The organism is Nostoc sp. DedSLP03 (assembly GCF_034530815.1).
Taxonomy (GTDB): Bacteria; Cyanobacteriota; Cyanobacteriia; order Cyanobacteriales; family Nostocaceae; genus Nostoc.
Window position 1 is genome coordinate 95,052 of the sequence record NZ_JAVRCK010000012.1, and the last position, 17,891, is coordinate 112,942.

Here is a 17,891-nt window from a genome sequence, read left to right on the forward strand (position 1 = left end):
CATTAATTGAAAATTAAAAATTAAAAATCCAAGCCAGCTTTTGGGGATTTTGAAAGAAATCTGTAGACACTTGTGAAGCTTGCGATCGGACATTAGAACAGGGCACGATCTTGCATGGGGAAATAGCGACGGTTATGGGTAAATTAGTGGCGATCAAATTTGGAGAGGGTAGTTTTGAGCAGGGGTTTGCTGTCACCCTCCAAATTGGTGAAGAACACGAGCGTGCTACAACCGAAATCACCGGGAGGCTCCCTTCATTCCCGGAAATGCCGCTCTATTATAGTCATTGGCAGTCTAGTTATCGGCAGATAGGCAATCGTTATCGCCTCCATGCTGACAAAATGCAGGTGACGAATGTATCAATGGTGCAAGATTGCGAAAACGCTTCTCATATTTTGCGCGCACGCTTTAATACTTGGTTGCGAGCAGAGGAGTTTCGCCCTTTGAGGGAAAAATGGTTAGAAAAATTATCATCCAGCGACGAAGTACGGGTAATTCTGCAAACAGAAAATAGCCAATTGCAGCTATTACCTTGGCATCTTTGGGATTTGTTAGAACGCTATCCCAAAGCTGAAATTGCCCTTTCTTCACCATCTTACGATCGCATTCCCAAGCCACGTACTCTCAATCAATTAGTCAATATTTTGGCAATTGTCGGCAATAGTAAAGGGATTGACACCCAAGCCGATCGAGCTTTACTGCAACAGTGTAGTAACGCACAGGTGAGCTTTTTGGTAGAACCACAACGTAAGGACTTGACTGAGCATCTCTGGGGAAAAAACTGGGATATTCTCTTCTTTGCCGGACACAGTTCCAGTCAAGGAAATGGCGAAAGCGGACGAATTTATTTGAATAGAACTGATAGTCTTACCATTGGCGAGTTAAAGTACGCTCTCAAAAAAGCCATTGAAAATGGTTTGCAATTAGCTATATTCAACTCCTGTGATGGCTTGGGATTGGCGCGAGAATTAGCTGATTTGCAAATTCCTCAAATAATTGTCATGCGCGAACCCGTCCCAGATCAGGTTGCGAAGGAGTTTTTAAAATATTTTCTCCAAGGCTTTGCTGGTGGCGAGTCTTTATATCAAGCGGTACGCCAAGCGCGGGAACGCTTGCAAGGACTTGAGGATAGATTTCCTTGTGCAACTTGGCTACCAGTAATTTGCCAAAATCCGGCGCAGATACCACCGACTTGGGATGAATTAAGGTCTACAAAATCTGAAGATGAAGAGTTAGCAAGTTTACCTTTGTCTAACAAACGCAGATTTAAGAGAACTGTGTTATCCAGCTTGGCAGTTACAGCTTTGGTTTGTGGTCTGAGATTGGTGGGATCGCTAGAAAATCCAGAGATTCAAGCCTTTGACCTAATGATGCGATCGCGCCCTGCAGAAGGACTCGACCCCCGACTGTTGATTATCACAATTGACGATGAGGATTTAGCAATTCAAAGACAAAATGGCGAGTCCTTAATTGGAGCTTCTATTTCGGAAAAATCTCTGAATAAACTCTTAGCAAAACTCAATCAATACCAACCCCGCGCGATCGGCTTAGATGTCTACCGTGATTTTCAGGCCAAAGAGCCAGATTTAATTACTCGTCTCCAGCAAACTCAGAACTTGGTTGGCGTATGCAAAGGGAGCGATCGCACAGGAAATATCAAAGGCATTAAGCCGCCACCAGAAATCCCTCCAGCAAATCTAGGATTCAGTGACTTTATTCACGATCGCGATGGAGTTATTCGTCGGCATCTTCTGTTCATGAATCAGGAAACCACATCATCGTGTTTTACTCCATATTCCTTCAGTTTACAACTAGCATCCCTTTATCTGCACCCTTTAGGAATTCAAACAAAGTTCACCCCTGAAGGAAATTTGCAGTTGGGTAAGACTATTTTTGAGAATTTGAAGTCTCGTACTGGTGGCTATCAAAATATTGATGCGAATGGCGGTCAAATCTTACTCAATTATCGTTCTTCAAAAGAAATAGCCGAACAGGTAACGCTAACGCAATTTTTATCTAGTCCAATTAACCCCAACGCCATCAAAAACCGGATTGTTTTGATTGGTGTGACTGCAAAGGGGGATTCTCCAGACACCTGGTCTACACCTTATGGCATTCCTTTAGACGAGCAAATGCCAGGAGTACTGGTACAAGCTCACATGATCAGCCAGATCCTTGGTGCAGTTCAGGATGGACGGCCGTTGCTGCGGGCTTGGTCATGGTGGGCAGAGGTAATCTGGATTTGGGGCTGGTCTTTGATTGGGGGAGTCCTGATTTTGCGCAAGCTTTCGTTACCCTGGTTGGCGTTGGCAATGGGTGTTGCTTCTAGCGTTTTGTATGTAGTTTGCTTTGGTCTGTTAATTTCAGGTGCTTGGGTACCTTTCGTACCGTCGGCTTTATCGTTGTTAGCTATGGGAGTTTTAATGTCAATTTATAGTAATTCAAAAACAAAAGTGCGGGCGGGGAATGGGGAAGAAGCAAGGGAGCAGGGAGCAGGGAGCAGGGGAGCAGCAAAGAAATTGCAGTAAGTTTTTTCCCTTTGTCCTCTACACCTCTGCCCTTTTTCAATGCCCAATCTAAAATCTAAAATCCTATGAGGTCAGGTTTCTATGAATTCAAATTCACAATCGATAAAGCTGTTTTTAGTAGTAGCTTTTAGCTGTACAAATTTATCAGTTAGTCTGACTCCAGTACTGGCGAAACCAACCCCTAACCGCTCTGATATTAAAACAATCCTTGCTCAAGCTAAAACCTTTAATCAACCTCCAATTCCAGCTGGCTCCCCTCCTGGAGGTCGCGTTCGTGGTGGAGCGAAGCGTGGGGAACCTGGATGTCCTACACCTAAAATTGACTTGACTGCTTTAGTGCCCTTTACTCAAGAAGCTAACTCAGTGATTAACGTCTGGGGACAAACAACAGTAGAACATCCAAGTTGGTTTTTCTATGTGCCATATACCAAAAATTCGCCATATACAGTTGAATTTGTACTGCAAGATCCAGATGCTAACGAGGTATACAAAAAAGCGATCGCTCTACCAGATAAGCCCGGAGTCATCCGCGTTTCTTTGCCTAACACTGCTCCCACTTTAGCAGTAGGCCAACAATACCGCTGGTTTTTCACCATTAACTGTGACAAGCAACAGAATGCTCCCCCAACTTTTGTTGAAGGGGTAATAAAACGAGTTAACCTCAGTCAACCAATAGTCAAACAACTAGAAACGGCAGAACCTCTAAAGCGCTATGCTATCTATGCCCAAAATGGGATATGGTACGAAGCACTGACAACGTTGGCTGAACTGCGTCAACAAAATCCTCAAGATGCAGCCCTGACAGCAGAGTGGCGAAATTTGTTAGACAGCATCCGCTTGAATGATGTTGCCGAAGAACCTATTCTTCCAGGAACACCTTAAACTAGGAAAAAATTTTCAGTTAATACCAATTTAAAAAAAGAATGCAAAAAATAGACCATTTGTAGAGACGCGATTCATCGCGTCTTGACTTTACACCGATTCATCGATTGAATTGGTATAAGCAAAGATTTGATGTAGAGACGTTGCAATACAACATCTCTACAGTTGTGTTGTTTAGTTTGCAGCAGCACTTACTAAACCATTGTGCCTGAGCAAAGCGATCGTACTTGGTTCGCGACCCCGGAAAGTTTTAAACACCTCCATTGGATGCTTGCTACCACCGAGTGCTAGTACCGTATCCCGATAACGCCGACCTGTCGTTTTTATCGCTTCTTCATTTTCTAGCCCAGCTTCTTCAAAAGCGGCAAAAGCATCAGCACTAAGGACTTCAGCCCATTTATAACTGTAGTAACCTGCTGCATAGCCACCCTCAAAAATGTGCCCAAAAGAACACAATATTGAATCTTCTGGAAGTGGTGGTAAAACAGTAGTAGTCTTAGCTATGCGATGACGCACATCTGCTGGAGTTTCATTGCTGCCAGAACGATAGCGGTAGTGTAGTTCTAAATCAACACTGCTAAGGTGAATTTGCCGTAACATACCAGTACCACTCATATAATTACGCGCCGCTAGCAGCTTTTGATAATAATGCTCTGGTAGGGCTTCTCCAGTTTCGTAATGTTTAGCCATACCAAACAAAGTGGGTCGCTCATAACACCAGTTCTCCATAAACTGACTGGGTAGTTCCACTGCATCCCATTCCACATTATTGATACCTGCGGCTCCAGCATAGTCAACCTTGGTGAGCATGTGGTGTAATCCATGACCAAACTCGTGGAACAAAGTTTCTACTTCATAGAAAGTCATCAAACTCGGCTTGCCATCTACTGGGGGAGTTTGGTTGCATATTAAATAAGCCACAGGCAACCGAATGCCAGTTGCACCATTTTCATTTTTGGCACGATTGATACATACATCCATCCAAGCACCACCACGTTTTTCTGCTGGACGGCTATAGGGATCTAAGTAGAAATAAGCGATGGGAGAACCAGTTTCATCGGCTATTTGGAAATAACGGACATCTTCATGCCATATTGGGGCTTGACCATCAGCAGGGGTTACTGTAACACCAAACAACCGCTTAACAAGTCCAAACAAGCCATCTAGCACTTGGGGAAGGGGAAAATAGGGACGTAATTCTTCAGCGGTAAAGGCAAATTTTGCTTCTCGTTGGCGTTCTGCCCAAAAGCTGATGTCCCAATGTTTTAAATCTTGATATTCTTCTCCATAAGATGCAGCAAAAGTTTGGAGTTCTTTTAAGTCTTTGACAGCAGCATCATAACTGGCCTGGCGTAGTTCTTCTAATAGTGCTTCGACTGCCTCAACATTAGGAGCCATTTTACTTGCAAGGCTCAACTCGGCAAAACTCTTAAAGCCAAGTATATCTGCAAGTTCTTGCCGTAACTCCAAAATACGCACAATTAACGGATTATTATCTAAATCGCCACTAGAAGCGCGAGTGATATGAGCTTTGTAGAGCTTTTCACGCAAATCTCGACGGGTGCTGTGCTGCATAAAAGGGCCGTAGCTGGGAAAGTCTAAAGTAATGCGCCAAGGGCCATTTTCTGTTGTGGCGTTCTCTTCTCCTGCCGCACGAGCCGCTTGAGCAGCTAAACTTACCAAACTTGGTGGTAAACCGTCAATTTCCGCTTTTGTTGTCAGGGTTAAGCTAAAGGCTTTCGTGGCATCAAGTACATGGTTAGAGAATTTAGTAGAAAGTTCTGCCAACTCCATCTGAATGGCGTTGAAACGGTCTCTTATCTCTCCTTTTAAGCCAACACCAGAAAGTTCTGCATCTCGAATGGCGGCTTCCACAATGCGCTGTTGAGCTAATTCTAAAGTTGCCCAACTATCACTGCTACGGAGTCCCTTAAAAGCATTGTAGATGGGTTGGCTTTGACCGAGTTTGTTGATAAATTGTACGACTAGTGGCTGTACGATTTCATGAGCTTCGCGCAGTTTTGGGCTATTTTTAACACCCATTAAATGATTTACCACCCCCCAACTCCAGGTAAGCCGTTCCGTCAGCTTTTCTAAGGGTTCTACTAAACCACTCCAAGTCGGCTGTACATTAGCCTCTAAAGTGGCAAGTTGCTGGTCAAGTTCTGCTAGCAACTGATTGAAGGCGGGTACTACTCGTTCTGGTTTAATCTCTGTAAATTGAGGTAAACCAGTGCCTTGGAGTAAGGGATTATCAGAAATAATGGTACTTGCACTCATAGTTTTGTGTGAACTGCGAACGAATAAAAATCAACAATGATTTTTAGTTATATATCTTCTAATGTAACGATCGCTGTGATATTTAGTATCGTCATTGTGGCAAAAAGGTAAAAAAAACGATAATTCCTCACAAAAGTATCCCGATACGACTATTTTCTATTTTGTTTAGTTTATGAACGATATGACAGGCAATAGTCCCAGAAATATCAGCGAAAGTTTTTAAGATAATATAATCATGCACCCATCCTCTCAACCAGGTGGCTAATTATGACTAGCCTCTTACCCAGTTCTCGATCGACAGAAGTTTTTTACCCAAGTTCGGATGGTGAACCTTTGGCAGAAAGTTATGTTCATTTATGTGCTTTACTAGCAACTTTAGAAGTATTGAGGCAATATTTACTGGGTCGGCAAGCAACGGTTTTGAGTAACCAGTTTCTTTATTATGCTCAGGGTTTTCCGAGGTTACGGATAGCTCCAGATGTAATGGTGATTTTTAATGTCGCTCCTGGAGGACGGGATAATTACAAGATATGGGAAGAGGGACAAGTGCCTGTAATCATCTTTGAAATGACTTCGGAGGGCACTAAAAACCAGGATACAGGTTTCAAAAAGACGCTGTATGAGCAGTTAGGGGTATTGGAATACTGGTTATTTGACCCCAAGGGAGAGTGGATTAAGGAGCAATTACAAGGGTATCGGCTGCGAGGCGAGGTATATGAGCCAATTACAGATAGTCCATGTGAACCTTTGCAGCTGCGCTTGCAAGTAGAGGAGCAACTGATTGGTTTTTATCGAGAAGACACCAAAGAAAAGTTGCTGATTCCAGAGGAATTGGCAGAGGCGTTGAAACAGGAAAGATTGGCAAGGGAACAAGCCCAAGAGCAAGCAAAACAAGCAGAATCGCAGGTGCAAAGGTTAAAGGAACATTTACGATCGCTTGGCGTTGACCCTGATACTATCTAGCCATACATTTGCGACGATCGCAGAGTGCGTTTACTCACATCTTGCAGCTAGCCCTAGCGATTAGAAATCCTTAGCAACCCGAAAAGGAAGGCTCCAGATTTCCATATTTATGATATTATTTGGCAACTCATCTTTTTACTCGTAAAATCGAAGACAAGATCGAGGTCAGTAGAAAAGAGTCCCTAAATTAATGAATACGTTAATCAGTCAGGGTGGAAGAGCTATCACTAAATTTCAGGTGGTAGACCGGATAAACGATATCGCTTGGCAAGCTCACCAAGGCAGCGTTGCGGCGATTATTCAGCTATTGAACGAAAAGCTAGCCCAGTCTTGTGTCAGAACTAGAGCCATTTTTTCTGATGGTGTCTTACAAATTCTGTGCGAGGCAGCTAAAGTAGAGCAACTTGAGCAATCTCCCCTGGTAGAACAAATCCAGCAAATTCTTGAGTCTATCGCGCCGCGTCACATTCGCCGTGTTAAAATCAACAGTCGGATTGTTCGAGAACAACAATTGCTGTGGTTAAAGGAAATAGATAGCGATCGCGAAAATCAATTGCTTTGGTCACAGGAAATTACATTAATTCAGCCAAATGTTGTAAAGCAATTAATTAAAGATTTCACAGACGCTCAAGCTGAACTAGGAAAACCAAATTATCCTAAAACTCAAGTCTCTCGTCCTTTAGTACTCATTAACAAAGAAAAATCCAAAAATAAACCTAAAACAAAGATATTAGCAGCAGCAGGTTTATGCTCGCTGTTATTGCTTAGTTGGGTTGTTTATGCCCAGCTAGGTAATAAATTGAAAAACCTAATACAACCAGAAACTTCCAAATCTTTAACTACAGAAAACACTAACGATAGCAAAGCCCAAACACCGTCTCGCGCTCCTAACAATAGCTTTTCTGAGCCTTCTGACGATCCATTTCAAATATCTGTGCGAATTGCCAACCAAGCTTCTGCATCTGGAAAAACAGCTACAACCTCAACTCAGTGGTTAGAGATTGCTGCTAAGTGGCAACGAGCTTCAGATTTAATGAGTACGGTACCACAAACCCACAGCCGTTATCAAGAAGCTAAAATTCGTACTCAACTTTATAAAAAATACAGTGAGGCGGCACAGAAAGAAGCAGATAAGAGCAAATCTTAGTTTTTTCTGATTGGAAGACTTCGATTAGTGATTAGTATTCCAGTAGCGATCGATGGATTATTCACTTTACTTATCGCGCTTCATCCAAGCGCGTAAAACTAATTTCAATGGCTAACGCTTTTCTTGGGGAATAAAAGCAAATTCCCCACTTGATAATATTACTTATACCACTGAATAGGCGCGAAAGGGTTTTAGATAACACATATTTAATTTCTGAAGATATCTATAAAAAAATCGACCTTATTGTGAATAAAGTCGATTTAATCAGGCGGATTCATTTGTGGGGCCAATCCAAAATCAAAAATGTGTATGTCCCCTAACTCAAGAGTTCTCCTGTTTCTTGCAGGGAGTGTAAGCGGCGGTAAATACCCTCGTGACGCAAGAGTTCATCGTGGCTACCCATTTCTACAATCTTTCCTTGCTCTAGAACAACAATTTTATCAGCTTCCCGGACTGTGCTTAAACGGTGGGCAATAACAATGGTGGTGCAAGTGCCCTGAATCGATCGCATCGCTAGCTGAATTGAACGCTCAGACTCATAATCTAAACTAGAGGTAGCTTCGTCAAAAACCAGCACGTCTGGTTCCACCAACAATGCTCTAGCAATTCCCAAGCGTTGTCTTTGTCCTCCAGATAACCTGACACCTCGTTCTCCCACGACAGTGTAATAACCTTTGGGTAAGTACTGCACTACTTCATCGACTCTAGCAATTCTACAGGCTTCCTGAACCTGCTCGAAAGTGGCATTTGGTCTGCCATAGGTGAGGTTATCCAATATAGTACCGTTGAAAACGTCTACTTCTTGGTGAACGATCGCTAGCCTTCGTCTATATTTACCTACATCCAAAGTGCGAATATCTTGACCATCAATCAGAATTTGACCTGCTTGAGGTTCAAAATATCGCAACAGCAATTTTACTAAAGTAGACTTACCAGAACCGGAGCGCCCTACTAATGCCACTGTTTGGTATGGCTCAATCAACAAGTTGATATCTTGCAAAACTTGACGGTTGGCATCATATCCAAAACTAATATGAGATAACTCAACTTTTCCAGTAAATTTATAAGGTGATTCTGTCTGGTTATTCTCTTCTAAAAGACTGGCTGAATCGGATGCAGTTGGCTCTTGGAGAAATTCGTGAAACCGCAGCATGGAAGAATAACGACGGGCAAAAACTTCTGCCAAGCTACCAATAGGTTCTAATTCAGCATAAGCCATGCTAGAAAGAGTTAAGGTCATGACAAAGTGGCCTAGAGAAATTTTTTCATTTACTGTTGCTGCTAAAGTCAAACCCAGAATTGTAAATACACAAAACTGAATTACGGTTCTTTGCCAAGTACCCAATATCGTATAACCTTTGTGGATGCGATAATCAAGCACCATTAGTTCTCGATCCAAACGTTGCTTTTGCCGCTTCAGTTCCCTAGCTTCTGTAGCAAATGCTTTTACCGTTTTGATATTGGTGATTAATTCGGAAGTGCGGCTTTCGGTGTCCTCTGCATACTTATCCAGACGACTTTCGTACCTAATGAGCTGTTGTAAACTCCTCAAGCTGAAGCTGAGAATAATTACAAAGGAAATTAGATATAAAATTGCAATCCGCCACTCAATGAACAAGATAAACACAAAAATACCCAGCACGCGAGCCAGTTTAGGAATCAACTGTCCGGTAACTTCAGGGTAACTAAAAGTATGATTAGAAATACCTCTAGCTACTCTGCCGGCAATGCGTCCAGGGTTATTTTCATCATAAAATTCTAGTGGCAGAGTCAGAATTTTAGCGATCGCTGTTTCGTTTTTCTCTCGACGCGACCTGAAAGCTATATGCCAATGAAACCAATTGGTTAACCAGGGTTGTGTTGGCGCTCTCACTACGGTGACAACGAAAATTAAACCCAGTAATACACCCAAAGATAGAGTTTTATTAACTGGGTAATTGGTGATGTCCGAAAAAGTTGCGATCGCACTTTGAAGTGGTTTGTCCAAGGGTTGAGCAGACAAAACGTTTAAAATCTGCCCGATCGCATAAGGAACAACCAAATCAATAATTTCGTAAACGCTGGATGCTGTAATACTGAAAACACTTACTTTCCAGTAAGAGCGAAAGTAATTGACAATATCTTGAAATTTGGCCATGATGCACACCGTCCAAGAGCGCGATCGTAAACTTGGAATTTTATATACTACAACTATACTACAAGACGATCGAGAGATAGATGACAAATCACTCTTTGGGAGTAGTTGGTAACTCTTGAGGTAAAAATTCGAGGCGATAGCGGTAGAGAGCAACTGGTCGAAAACCAGCTTTAAAATAATCTGGATCTTGGGGTGAAATATAGACAGCAGTAACTTGATCTGCTTCAATCGCCGGATTAGATGTTGAAATTTTATGATAATCCGTAGTCGATTCTACAGAGTTTAAATAGGGGCGCGAACCGCCTTTAAATAGTTGTTGAAACACTTCTGTGGTGATGAACTTGCCATCAGAGGTAGTTTCTGTAGCACGTGCAGTCACAATAGAAACTAGTTGGCGACTGCTACGCAAGAACGTAATTTGACGATTAGGTGAATCTGGATCTACTTTGACTGATAACACTGCTTCATCCCCTAAATAAGCCTTTGCCAAATTCAAGCTATTAAATGCTCTATCAGCTACTAAAATTGGGGATTTGTAACCTATCTGAGGAAGTATTTTTAACCCAGAAATAGGTGGTTGCTCTTTCACAAATCTTACTACAAAACTCACAGGTTGATTTAATTGTCGGCGATTACCTTCAAATCCTGGAGTTACGATTTCTGGTGCTAAAGGTGCAGCTAAATCTACTAACGTACTTGTAACTTTCCAAGTTCCAGCCATCCATTCAGGGTAAACTAAATCACCTGAAGCCGATTGCACTGAAGTTAGTTTTTCCCATTGGGGAAAATTTGCTAACCTTTGAGACAACTCTCCTGCAAAAGCTTCACCACCCCACAGAAGGAATAAAAACAGCAAGCAAAAACTCCAAATTACCTTGATTACAAGCATTAGCAGTTTTGTATTGAATGGTTATTGTTTATCGATTAAAAATTAAGTAATTTTCTGTAATAAATTAAAACTTTGTAGTGAGATAATTAGCCCTAGCCCGAATTGATAGTGATAGCATGACATTGGCATTAGGCATGATTGAAGTTTATGGCATTCCCACAGCAGTGGAAGTGGGAGATGCCATGTGTAAAGCTGCCCGTGTAACCCTTGTTGGTTATGAAAACACTGATTTGGGACGAATTACTGTTTTAATTCGAGGAGCTATAGGCGAGGTGAATGTAGCAGTGACAGCAGGATTAAAGGCAGTGCTGCGAGTTAACGGTGGTGAGGTGCTTTCTAATCACATTATTCCCCGCCCCCACGAAAATTTAGAATATGTTTTACCGATTCATCGCAGCGTTAATATCGAGCAGTTCAGTGCAGATATCCGATTTCCTCCACCCCTATCAGTTTAGCTGTATTAAATTTCTGCTGGTAAAGGTTGCCAAATTTCGCCATACTTCTCTTTTAAAGTTTGCCAAGCTTCCACTTGTCCTAGTTCATATTCTCCTGGTTTACCCCATTGTAAAAAGAGGCTTAAAGCAGACTCCTGTTTATCATCTAAAAACCGAATGGCATAGGTTGTAAAGTTACCTCTTTTCGCTTCACCTGTTTCAAATTTCACTTGAGTGATTTTATCCATATTCAAGTGAAACTCAAAACCTTCGGTGTGCATATTCGCATACTTACCTTTAGGCAATTCTGCATAAAATAATTTTTCTATTTTGCCTCGTGCTTCTAATACAGCAGCGCTGTTAGTCACAATTAAACGCAAAGTTCCTAAAGTCTCGCAAGCTTCTAAAAAGTCTTTTAATGTTGTGGTCATTTGTCATTTGTCCTTTGTCATTTGTCGTTTGTCCTTTGTCATTTGTCATTTGTCCTATGCTGCGGGTAGCGACTGGCGCGTCTACGTCATTTATTAGTTTTTTACTAATGACCAATGACCAATGACTATTTTTCATATTGTTCATAAGCAGCAACAATGCGCTGAACTAGCGGATGGCGCACAACATCTTTTTGAGAAAATTCGCAAAAGGCAATACCTTCAACGTGTTTTAAAATTTGTAAAGCCACTCCTAAACCCGATTGTTGGTGAAGTGGTAAATCAGTTTGTGTCATGTCGCCTGTAATTACCATCCGCGAACGGAAACCCAAACGAGTCAAAACCATTTTCATTTGAGCGGGTGTAGTATTTTGCGCTTCATCTACAATTACAAAAGCGTTATTGAGGGTGCGTCCCCGCATATAAGCAAGTGGTGCGACTTCAATTACACCGCGTTCCATTAAACTGGGTACTTTTTCTGGATCGATGAATTCATAAATAGCATCGTAAAGTGGGCGAAGATAAGGATTAACTTTCTGCTGTAAATCTCCAGGCAAAAAACCGAGCTTTTCGCCAGCTTCGACGGCAGGGCGGGTTAAAATTAGCTTTTCAAACTGGTTGGCAAGGAGTGCTTGGACGGCGACAACAACAGCGAGATAAGTCTTACCGGTACCAGCAGGACCAATGCCAAAGGTGAGATCGAGTTTGCGGAGTGCGTCGATATATTGGCGCTGGCGGAAGGTTTTGGCACGGACTTCTTCACCCCGGCGACTTTTGGCGAGGACATTTCGCTGTAAATCTTGCAGTTCCCCTTGCCGATCGCTATCTATGGCTTGACGGGCTGTTAAAATCTCGGCACTGGCAATCGTATTGCCTTTAATCCAGAGGTCTTCAAGCGATCGCACTAATCGAGAAGCCAAATCAATTTGCTTTTCAGTACCAGAAATGACTAATTCCTGTCCGCGTAGTACTAAAGCGGCTCCTGTTTGCCGAGATAGGATTTTGAGATTTTCTTCTCCATCTCCAGCTAGAGCGATCGCACTGGTAATATTCGGCAGCTGAATTGTTAAGGCACCTGCCATAGTATTTCTTAATTGGTGAGGATCTGTATTTGACAAAGGTTAATTTTTTCTCGCTAACGGCGAAATTATACTTTTATTACCTACATTGTGAAAAAGATTTGCAATAAATTAATCGGCTGTAAGAGCATACATTTGTATACCTCTACTGGTCAAAAAGAGGAAAAGGGGCAGGTGATGGGAGCAGCAAAGAATCGCCATACATGAATCTAGGGCTGCTGAAAGTTTGGACGTATTATTTCTCGTATTACACATCTCGAAATAAATACTTTTACTTTTGGGCATAAATAAATTTAGTTGCTCTTTAAGCTTTGTGGCAGGGTAATTCCAGAATCTTTCCCCCTGCTCCCTTCTCCCTGCTCACCTGCCTCTTCGGTGAAGAGTTCAAAAAAAGATTTAAAAATCTTTTTGCTACTTTCCATCGTTATAAAAATTCTGAGCGGAGTAAAAACAACCGCTCAGATTTACTCTCTAGTTTCAATCTAACGGAGGCGCGGTTTAACAATGGGTTTAGGCCCATCATTTGCACGCGGTTCTTTCTTAATCGGCGGTGGCGATCGATCTTCTGTGTCTTCATCAAAAGACATACCCTCGCGGCCCGGAGTGGTGCTGCCATAGATATCCAGGTATGTTGATTGCCCAGCTGCGGCTGCGGCTGCGGCAATTACTGTACGAATCGCCTGAATATTGCGTCCCCCTCGACCAAACACTTTTCCTTTATCTGTGCTTTCAAAGGCGATGCGAACCCAAACCCGATTGAGGGACTGAGAAATTTCACAATCGACGCTTAATGTTTCTGGAGATTCCAAAAACGGCTGTACCAAAAACCGAACCAGCTCAACATAGTTGGGGCTAGCTGTTGGGAGTTTTGTTCCGAAATTATGATGCGGCTGTTGCACTGACCTGCTCAAAAACATTAGCTTTTACTAGAATGCGACGAACGGTATCAGTGGGTTGAGCGCCTTGTTGTAGTCGCTTGACGATGGCGGGAACGTCTAATCGCACTTCATCAGTTCTGGGGTTATAAAATCCCAATTCTTCTAAGGGACGACCATCGCGGCGAGCGAGGTTGTTAATAGCGATAATGCGGTAACTTGCTTCCCGCTTTTTACCGAATCGTTTCAAGCGCAGTTTGATCATGGTTGAAGAATCATTCTCCTATTGTTAGATATTAGTTAGCAACTAATTGGTGAGGAAGTAACTTAAATTTGGCTGCTGCCGATAAATTAAGGGTTAGTTTCCTCTGCTAATAAATTCTGAGGTCGAAATGCTAATTTTAGCACTGCCTAGCATTTGCTGCTATTTGTCATTAGTCATTAGTCATTTGTCCTTTGTCATTGGTCATTAACGAATGGCACGCTTGTAAAGCTATAAGCTTTGCCCTAACTAGTTAAGAGCCTGGAGGCTCCGCTTCCAGTGGCTTGACCAGAGGCAGAGCCTCTTGGAATACATTCCCAGTCTTCAGACTAGGAAAGAGGTGACACAAGCCTTTCGCTTTTTCGTTAGTGCCATTCGGTCTTTAGCAAATTACCAATGCCCAATGCTCCATGCCCAATGCCCAATGCCCAATGCCCAAAAACTAAAGATTGCCGAAGCCTTTTTTCTTTTTATCTTTGGGTTTTTTCTTTTTCGTAGCTGAGGCACTATCATAACCTCGCCATCCGGGGGCTGGGGGACGATTACCAGCACCGGCAAAGGCGTTGCCCATGCCGCCACCGCCGAACATTCCCGGCATTCCAGGGAAGCCACCTTGACCCATTTGCTGCATGAGCGATCGCATTTTTTGAAAATCACCCACCAGTTTGCTGACATCTGACTCTCTATAGCCGGAACCAGCAGCAATCCGCCGCCGCCGACTGGGAGAACTGGCTAATAAATCGGGGTCGTGGCGTTCTTGGCGAGTCATGGAGTTAATCATCGCCTCACAGCGTTTTAACTGGGTTTCTCCCTGCTTGAGTTGATCGTCTGAAAGCTTGTTCATCCCTGGAATCATCTTGATCAAGCCTCCCAGAGAACCCATGTTCTTGAGCATCCGCAATTGCTTGAGAAAGTCAGTAAAGTCAAACTTTGCTGACAAGATTTTCTCCTGCATTTTCTCAGCGTCGGCTAAGTCAAACTCTTCCTGGGCTTTTTCTACCAAAGTGAGAACATCGCCCATACCGAGAATCCGTGATGCCATGCGATCGGGATAAAACGGTTGCAGTGCCTCGACTTTTTCACCCACGCCCACAAATTTAATCGGCGCTCCCGAAATCTTTCGCACTGAAAGCGCTGCACCGCCACGGCTATCACCATCTAATTTGGTGAGAATCGCTCCAGTAATGCCGATCTGTTCGTGGAAGGTGCGGGTAAGATTGGCTGCTTCTTGACCAGTCATCGCGTCCACCACCAACAGAGTTTCATCGGGTTGGACGGTTGCTTTGATGCGGGCTAATTCCGCCATCATATCTTCGTCAATTTGCAGGCGACCGGCAGTATCAATAATTACTGTGTTTACACCTTCTGCCCTGGCGCGTTCTACACCTTGCCTTGCGATTTCTACGGGATCGGCGTCGCTTCCTAGTTCAAATACTGGTACGTCAATTTGCTTACCCAAGGTTAGCAACTGATCGATCGCTGCTGGGCGATATACGTCTGTCGCCACCAACAAGCAGCTACGCTCTAATTTTCTCAAATGTAAGGCTAACTTAGCGGTAGCTGTGGTTTTACCAGTACCTTGCAACCCAGCCATCAGAATAATAGTAGGCTGTTCCTTGGCTTCGGCGATGGGAACATTTTCTTCTCCCATCACCTGCACTAGTTCATCATGAACAATTTTGATGAACTGTTGGTCAGGTCGCACGCCGACAATCACCTCGGCTCCCTGTGCCTTGGCTTCGACTTCGCTAACAAAATCTTTGACTACCTGGAGATTGACATCTGCTTCCAACAGGGCGCGGCGCACTTCGCGCAATGCATCTTGAATGTTGGATTGAGAAATTTTGTCCTGTCCCCGCAGTTTTTTCCAGGCGGCTTCTAAACGGTCAGATAATGCATCAAACATAATGTAATTACAGGTAGTTCGCCAATGGAGAATTCTAAACCGCCGATGAATGCGATCGCGAATTTCCGCTAAAGTTTAAACGTGCTATCTACCAGCTTAGTATTTTTCACCGCGACTGTAGCAATCAGATACTTACCTTTATGGGGCATGGGGACTTTGATGCTTGAATACTTGCTACTGCTAACGTATCGCTGCGATCGCTCTGAGGATTGAATGGATAGGGGGCGACAGGATACACATGGAAATGAATTTAGGAGAAACCTTTCTCCCAAACCAGATGAGTCACAATCTCTAACACTACAAGAGGTATTTTTACTTTGATGTTGCTATGAATACTCGATATACTCTTGAAAATGTGTGACATTTTAACCATAATAAATTAGTGGAATGGCAAGTTGAGTTTCATGATGATTTCGAGTCTGAGTTTGACGCTTTACCTCAAGAAGTAAAAAATGAGTTGCTTGCAACGGCTGAGATATTAGAAAACTTTGGCCCACAAGCAAAACGTCCTCATGTTGATACACTCAAAGGGTCAAAGTACAGCAACATGAAAGAGTTACGATTTTCAGCTAGTAATGGTGTTTGGCGTGTGGCATTTGCTTTTGACCCATTGAGACAAGCCATTTTATTGGTAGCAGGTGATAAATCTGGTGTTAGCCAAAAACTTTTCTATAAACACTTAATTAAAAAGGCTGATACACGGTATAAAAGTCATCTTCAAACACTAAAAGAATTAGGGTAATAAGAATGGGTAAAAGCCTAAGAGAAAAAATAAAAGAACAGCCAATAGAAAGCCAAATTCAAATTGAAAACCGCGCTCAGGAATTAATAGCCCAGGAATTAACTAGACAAAAACTCTTACTAGAAAAGCAGCAACTTAAATTGAGAGCGAGAAAAAGAAAAGGTTTGAAACAAAGAGAGGTAGTTATATTTGGAAAGATTAATCATAGAACATTAATTTAGTAAAATGCTACAAAAGCCTGCCAAACTCCAACGAATTGGCAGGCAATAAATTCTTAAAGAACAACAACGTACCCATTCAAAAAGAAAAGGTAAATTGCTGTTTTAAGATTGCTCTAAGAAAGCAGCTTAGATTACGATCGCAACGATTTTAGGATCGCTAATAGCGCGGCGAGAGCTTGCAATAAAGGCAGTAAACGCCTTACGAACATTCGCACCCTTTGGCAAAGAGACGTTAACGAATGCTTACACCGCTAGGAACTCGACTTCTCTTATCCGACATCGCTTCATCCTCCAAATGAGGTTAACTGGCAAAGTTTTCCTTTCATTCGGGATGAAACTTGAGGATTGGGAACTCTGATGATTGAATATTGGCTATTGCTGCGATCGCTAATTCGTAATATTATGATTTGGGTAGCTACGGTAGCCAAGATGTCGCAGCGAATCAAAGTATACTCATACTCGATATACCATTCGTCAAATTCATATATTGGTATTGCTCTTGCCGAAAAAGCTTTGCAGGGTTTACCTGTTGATATTGAACGACGACCAATTTACATACCGAAGGAACGCGGGATAAAGGTAGCCGATTTACAAGGACGAAGTGAAAGCGCCGTGTTATCGTCCTATCACAAAGAAGATTGTCTGCGGTGGGCGAAAAAGTACGGCATTGAAATTCGGCTCAAGGAGTTTGAAGAATTTGCTAGGTGGGTCAAGCGCTGGGAGAAAATGAAGTTTGGCCGCGAAGAACTTTCCGCGAGAGCCTATTACGCTGCTTGTGGAACTGGAAAGGAACATCTGCTTGATGCCGCGTTTTTTCGAGCAACGTACATCGATCAGCTTGATGTCAACGATGAGTCTGTAATTAAGAAAGTTGCAGATGATGTTGGGCTGAATGGCGATCGCATTCTTGAATTAATCCACGGCGAAGCAGCAAAACTTGCAGCAGTGGCAGCTTTGGCAGAATACGAACAGTTTGGCTGTCCCGGAGTCCCGACTTGGGTAGTTGAAGGTGAGAGGTTTTGGGGAAAGGATCGTGTTGATTGGGTAACAGAAAAGGTAAAACAATTATGTAATACTGCTGTTACCAAAACAGTAGTGAGTGCCGAGTAAAAAAAGTG

The 17,891-nt window shown here is 42.8% G+C and carries 16 protein-coding genes; 8 read left to right on the plus strand and 8 right to left on the minus strand.

The window, feature by feature from the left end:
• Positions 1-134 precede the first annotated feature (134 nt).
• Entirely contained in the window at positions 135-2,528 is a 2,394-nt protein-coding gene (locus RM368_RS08445; protein WP_322693662.1) for a CHASE2 domain-containing protein, read from the plus strand.
• 81 nt (positions 2,529-2,609) lie between these two features.
• Positions 2,610-3,410, plus strand: a complete 801-nt coding sequence (locus RM368_RS08450; RefSeq protein WP_322693663.1) for a DUF928 domain-containing protein — start codon at positions 2,610-2,612, stop codon at positions 3,408-3,410.
• A 174-nt stretch (positions 3,411-3,584) separates the two neighbouring features.
• Here RM368_RS08450 and RM368_RS08455 read toward each other — a convergent pair whose 3' ends face one another.
• Positions 3,585-5,690 (minus strand): M3 family metallopeptidase, encoded by a 2,106-nt coding sequence (locus RM368_RS08455; protein WP_322693664.1) that lies wholly within the window; start codon positions 5,688-5,690, stop codon positions 3,585-3,587.
• A 267-nt stretch (positions 5,691-5,957) separates the two neighbouring features.
• Between RM368_RS08455 and RM368_RS08460 the strand changes: the two genes are divergently transcribed.
• Positions 5,958-6,653 (plus strand): Uma2 family endonuclease, encoded by a 696-nt coding sequence (locus tag RM368_RS08460; protein ID WP_322693665.1) that lies wholly within the window; start codon positions 5,958-5,960, stop codon positions 6,651-6,653.
• A gap of 190 nt (positions 6,654-6,843) precedes the next feature.
• Complete coding sequence (locus RM368_RS08465) at positions 6,844-7,800, plus strand: hypothetical protein (RefSeq protein WP_322693666.1); 957 nt, start codon at positions 6,844-6,846, stop codon at positions 7,798-7,800.
• Between the two features lie 316 nt (positions 7,801-8,116).
• Here RM368_RS08465 and RM368_RS08470 read toward each other — a convergent pair whose 3' ends face one another.
• Together RM368_RS08470 and RM368_RS08475 are read right to left on the minus strand one after the other, a co-directional pair.
• Positions 8,117-9,937, minus strand: a complete 1,821-nt coding sequence (locus tag RM368_RS08470) for an ABC transporter ATP-binding protein (RefSeq protein WP_322693667.1) — start codon at positions 9,935-9,937, stop codon at positions 8,117-8,119.
• Between the two features lie 88 nt (positions 9,938-10,025).
• Entirely contained in the window at positions 10,026-10,826 is an 801-nt protein-coding gene (locus tag RM368_RS08475) for a DUF6816 family protein (protein WP_322693668.1), read from the minus strand.
• 116 nt (positions 10,827-10,942) lie between these two features.
• On the opposite strand from RM368_RS08475, the gene RM368_RS08480 reads away from it, so the two are divergent.
• Positions 10,943-11,281, plus strand: coding sequence for a carbon dioxide-concentrating mechanism protein CcmK (locus RM368_RS08480; protein ID WP_322693669.1), 339 nt, complete (start codon positions 10,943-10,945; stop codon positions 11,279-11,281).
• Positions 11,282-11,286: 5 nt separating this feature from the next.
• Here the strand turns inward: RM368_RS08480 and RM368_RS08485 are convergent, their stop codons facing one another.
• The 5 genes from RM368_RS08485 to ffh all read right to left on the minus strand — a co-directional run bounded on the left by RM368_RS08485 (position 11,287) and on the right by ffh (position 15,810).
• A complete protein-coding gene (locus tag RM368_RS08485; RefSeq protein WP_322693670.1) occupies positions 11,287-11,691 on the minus strand; it encodes a ChuX/HutX family heme-like substrate-binding protein in 405 nt (134 codons plus the stop codon).
• Between the two features lie 125 nt (positions 11,692-11,816).
• Complete coding sequence (locus tag RM368_RS08490; RefSeq protein ID WP_322693671.1) at positions 11,817-12,770, minus strand: PhoH family protein; 954 nt, start codon at positions 12,768-12,770, stop codon at positions 11,817-11,819.
• A 479-nt stretch (positions 12,771-13,249) separates the two neighbouring features.
• Positions 13,250-13,684, minus strand: coding sequence for a KH domain-containing protein (locus tag RM368_RS08495; protein WP_322693672.1), 435 nt, complete (start codon positions 13,682-13,684; stop codon positions 13,250-13,252).
• Positions 13,647-13,907 (minus strand): 30S ribosomal protein S16, encoded by a 261-nt coding sequence (rpsP, locus tag RM368_RS08500; RefSeq protein ID WP_251955408.1) that lies wholly within the window; start codon positions 13,905-13,907, stop codon positions 13,647-13,649. Before rpsP ends, RM368_RS08495 begins: the two co-directional genes overlap by 38 nt.
• A gap of 439 nt (positions 13,908-14,346) precedes the next feature.
• Positions 14,347-15,810 (minus strand): signal recognition particle protein, encoded by a 1,464-nt coding sequence (ffh, locus tag RM368_RS08505; protein ID WP_322693673.1) that lies wholly within the window; start codon positions 15,808-15,810, stop codon positions 14,347-14,349.
• A 382-nt stretch (positions 15,811-16,192) separates the two neighbouring features.
• On the opposite strand from ffh, the gene RM368_RS08510 reads away from it, so the two are divergent.
• From RM368_RS08510 to RM368_RS08520, 3 genes are all read left to right on the plus strand, one after another.
• Positions 16,193-16,552, plus strand: a complete 360-nt coding sequence (locus RM368_RS08510; RefSeq protein ID WP_322693674.1) for a type II toxin-antitoxin system RelE/ParE family toxin — start codon at positions 16,193-16,195, stop codon at positions 16,550-16,552.
• 5 nt (positions 16,553-16,557) lie between these two features.
• Positions 16,558-16,773 (plus strand): hypothetical protein, encoded by a 216-nt coding sequence (locus RM368_RS08515; RefSeq protein WP_322693675.1) that lies wholly within the window; start codon positions 16,558-16,560, stop codon positions 16,771-16,773.
• Positions 16,774-17,130: 357 nt separating this feature from the next.
• Complete coding sequence (locus tag RM368_RS08520; RefSeq protein WP_322693676.1) at positions 17,131-17,883, plus strand: DsbA family protein; 753 nt, start codon at positions 17,131-17,133, stop codon at positions 17,881-17,883.
• Positions 17,884-17,891: the final 8 nt, after the last annotated feature.

Excerpts from the sequence above, each read along its gene's own strand:
- RM368_RS08445 (WP_322693662.1), top strand. The coding sequence starts at position 135 with ATGGGTAAATTAGTGGCGATCAAATTTGGAGAGGGTAGTTTTGAGCAG.
- RM368_RS08450 (WP_322693663.1), top strand. The coding sequence starts at position 2,610 with ATGAATTCAAATTCACAATCGATAAAGCTGTTTTTAGTAGTAGCTTTT.
- RM368_RS08455 (WP_322693664.1), bottom strand. The coding sequence starts at position 5,690 with ATGAGTGCAAGTACCATTATTTCTGATAATCCCTTACTCCAAGGCACT.
- RM368_RS08460 (WP_322693665.1), top strand. The coding sequence starts at position 5,958 with ATGACTAGCCTCTTACCCAGTTCTCGATCGACAGAAGTTTTTTACCCA.
- RM368_RS08465 (WP_322693666.1), top strand. The coding sequence starts at position 6,844 with ATGAATACGTTAATCAGTCAGGGTGGAAGAGCTATCACTAAATTTCAG.
- RM368_RS08470 (WP_322693667.1), bottom strand. The coding sequence starts at position 9,937 with ATGGCCAAATTTCAAGATATTGTCAATTACTTTCGCTCTTACTGGAAA.
- RM368_RS08475 (WP_322693668.1), bottom strand. The coding sequence starts at position 10,826 with ATGCTTGTAATCAAGGTAATTTGGAGTTTTTGCTTGCTGTTTTTATTC.
- RM368_RS08480 (WP_322693669.1), top strand. The coding sequence starts at position 10,943 with ATGACATTGGCATTAGGCATGATTGAAGTTTATGGCATTCCCACAGCA.
- RM368_RS08485 (WP_322693670.1), bottom strand. The coding sequence starts at position 11,691 with ATGACCACAACATTAAAAGACTTTTTAGAAGCTTGCGAGACTTTAGGA.
- RM368_RS08490 (WP_322693671.1), bottom strand. The coding sequence starts at position 12,770 with ATGGCAGGTGCCTTAACAATTCAGCTGCCGAATATTACCAGTGCGATC.
- RM368_RS08495 (WP_322693672.1), bottom strand. The coding sequence starts at position 13,684 with ATGTTTTTGAGCAGGTCAGTGCAACAGCCGCATCATAATTTCGGAACA.
- rpsP (WP_251955408.1), bottom strand. The coding sequence starts at position 13,907 with ATGATCAAACTGCGCTTGAAACGATTCGGTAAAAAGCGGGAAGCAAGT.
- ffh (WP_322693673.1), bottom strand. The coding sequence starts at position 15,810 with ATGTTTGATGCATTATCTGACCGTTTAGAAGCCGCCTGGAAAAAACTG.
- RM368_RS08515 (WP_322693675.1), top strand. The coding sequence starts at position 16,558 with ATGGGTAAAAGCCTAAGAGAAAAAATAAAAGAACAGCCAATAGAAAGC.
- RM368_RS08520 (WP_322693676.1), top strand. The coding sequence starts at position 17,131 with ATGATTGAATATTGGCTATTGCTGCGATCGCTAATTCGTAATATTATG.